The sequence below is a fragment of the Senegalimassilia sp. genome (assembly GCF_977052095.1).
Window position 1 is genome coordinate 1 of record NZ_CDRSTZ010000082.1, and the last position, 2,492, is coordinate 2,492.

At 62.2% G+C, this 2,492-nt stretch carries 3 protein-coding genes; all 3 read right to left on the reverse strand.

The window, feature by feature from the left end:
• Nucleotides 1–28: 28 nt before the first annotated feature.
• The gene (locus ACWI6D_RS09335; RefSeq protein ID WP_449134486.1) at nt 29–928 is read right to left on the reverse strand and encodes a ribokinase; all 900 of its coding nucleotides are present in this window, start codon (nt 926–928) and stop codon (nt 29–31) included.
• A 245-nt stretch (nt 929–1,173) separates the two neighbouring features.
• A complete protein-coding gene (locus ACWI6D_RS09340) occupies nt 1,174–1,809 on the reverse strand; it encodes an MFS transporter (protein ID WP_449134487.1) in 636 nt (211 codons plus the stop codon).
• Nucleotides 1,788–2,492: MFS transporter (locus tag ACWI6D_RS09345; protein ID WP_449134488.1), on the reverse strand; the 705-nt coding region annotated here is incomplete at its 5' end. The genes ACWI6D_RS09340 and ACWI6D_RS09345, both read right to left, overlap by 22 nt.

Consider the following 2,492-nt stretch of genomic DNA (forward strand, 5'->3'; position numbering starts at 1 on the left):
AACAGGTTTCGCTTACTGAGACCCTGAGTTACTCGACCTCGGCGAGCGTGGGGATGGATTGCTGGGCGCCTACCTTCGTGGTGGCCATGGCGCTTGCTTTCGTGGCGAGCGCTACTGAATCGGCAAGCGACAGGCCACGTGCGTACCCTGCGACCATCGCACCGATATAGGTGTCGCCTGCGCAGGTGGTATCGATTGCGCGCGTCTTCGGCGGCGCCGATTCAATAGTTTCATTGCCGCAAAATACCATCGATCCGCGCGCTCCCAGCGTAATGGCAACGCAGCCCACGCCGCTTTCTTTCAGTTTGCCGGCGGCGGCGCGGGCGCTCGTCGCATCGGCGGGGTAGATGCCCGTCATCATCTCGCATTCGCCCTCGTTCACCACCACCAAATCCAGGCAGGGCAGCACGGCTTCGGGGATCTCATGCGCGGGGGCGGGGTTTATTGCCACGTATAGGCCTCGTTTGCACGCTTCGGCAAGCGCGGCCCAGGTGGTTTCGTAGTCGCATTCCAGCTGAGCCAAGAACACGTCGCCCGGTTCGGCCACTTCGTCGAGCGCGCGTCGCACCGCGTCGATGCGCGTGCTTGCGTTTGCTCCTGCGTCAATGGTGATGAAGTTGTCTCCGCATACGCGTGTGATAATGGCCACGCCTGTTGGGCAGCTTTCTGAGCGCGTGATGTATTCGCACGTCACGCCGTGCTCGGCGAGGCCTGCAATCATCTGATCGCCGAATGCGTCAGCGCCCACGGCACCCAGCATGCACACCGCGGCGCCCATTTTCGCCGCAGCGACGGCCTGGTTTGCGCCCTTGCCGCCGGGGTTGGTGATGAATCCGCGACCGATAATGGTTTCGCCCAAATTGGGCATGTGGTCGCTCTCGATGGACAAATCCATATTCAAGCTTCCGAACACGATGACTTTGCTCATAGCAATCCTCCGGAATGGTTGTCGTCTGCTGGGTCGGGTCGTACTTTGCCGAAGCCGCTATGCTTTGCAGCGGGCTCGGCAAAGAACACGCATGGGTCTCTGCCTTGGGCTCGCGTTTCGGGCGCGCGGTGATTCGGGCGCGCACCCGCGAATGCGGGGATAGAAGGGTTTGCCGCAACGCTGGCGGGGCAGGCGCGCGATGGAATTCGGCACCTGCCCCGCCATTGCGTTTGGCTTACCCCAGCTTAGCTGTTGTCGGCTTCGTCGGCCTTAGGAATAAGGAACGAAGTCGCCAGTGCGCATGCCAAAAGCACGGCGCCCATGACCATGGCGGCAGCATAGCCGCCGGCGGCGCCCGCCTGCGCGGCGTAGGCGTCCATAGCGGCGTACAGCACGGCGAAAGAAAGGCCTGCGCCCAGGTTGAATGCGCCTGCGTTCATGCCCGGCAGGTAGCCCGTGTTGTCTTTCGGGGAAAGCACGATACCCAAACCGTTCAGCATGATGTTCGCGGTGCCGGCATAGGAAATGCCCAGCACGACCGAAATCACGACAAGCATGGCGATGCTCGTGTTGTGCGCGACGAAAATGCCGAACAGCGCGCCCAAAATGGACACCACAAGGCCCGCGCGCAGCACGGCGTGGTAGCCGAACTTGCTGGCCAGAACGCCGGCAACGGGGCCGAAGCACAGGCCGAGCAGCGCATACGGGGTGAGCGTGGCGAAACTCACCACGTCGGCGCCCATGGCAACGCCGCAGGCTTCGTCTTGCGCGATAGCGGGCACGACGCCGTTCATAATGGCGAACACGCCGGTCATGGTGAGCAGCGTGGTAAGCAGCAGGCCCCACGTGCGGCGCTGCCTCAAATAGCGGGTAGACACCATGGGGGCGTCCTTTTCTTCTCAATGTTCCAGAACACCACGAAGAATACGGCGGCAACTGCCACTAGCACGGCCACCATCACGAAGTCGGCTTTGGCCAGCTTCTGAATCTCGTTGATGGCCAAGTAGGCGGAAAGAAACGCGATGCCGAGCGTAACCACGCCGGCCCAGTCCATCTTCAGCGAGCCTTCGGCCTTGCTTTCCTTCGAGCAGAACCACACGAGCACCACGGCGAGCACGGCAACGATGTCCATACAAATAAACACCGAGCGGAAGCCGAAGTTGCCGGCAAGCCAGCCGCCCAGAATGGCGTCAACGCCCGCGATGCCGCCATTGACCGAGGTCAGGATGGCCATGAGCTTGGTGTAGCGCGCTTCTTCGGTGACCTGGGTGTGCAGCATGATAAGGCACATAGGCACAACCGGGCCGGCAACGCCTTGCATGATGCGGCCCACCATGAGCATGGTCACGTCTTGCGCGGCGGCGCTCACAATGCAGCCGATGGCGGTGATCAGAAGCATGCCGCTGAGCACCTTCTTGCGGCCTACGATGTCGGCCAGGCGGGGAAGGAACAGCGAGAACAGCGCAGCGGCCGTGAAGGACACCGTCTGCGTGTTGCCGATTTCGGTGGCGGTGGTGTGCAGCTCGTTTTGCATCGCCACAAGCGCGGGCGAGAGCATAGAAGC

Coding starts and splice junctions, on each gene's coding strand:
- ACWI6D_RS09335 (WP_449134486.1), bottom strand. CDS start 928: ATGAGCAAAGTCATCGTGTTCGGAAGCTTGAATATGGATTTGTCCATC.
- ACWI6D_RS09340 (WP_449134487.1), bottom strand. CDS start 1,809: ATGGTGTCTACCCGCTATTTGAGGCAGCGCCGCACGTGGGGCCTGCTG.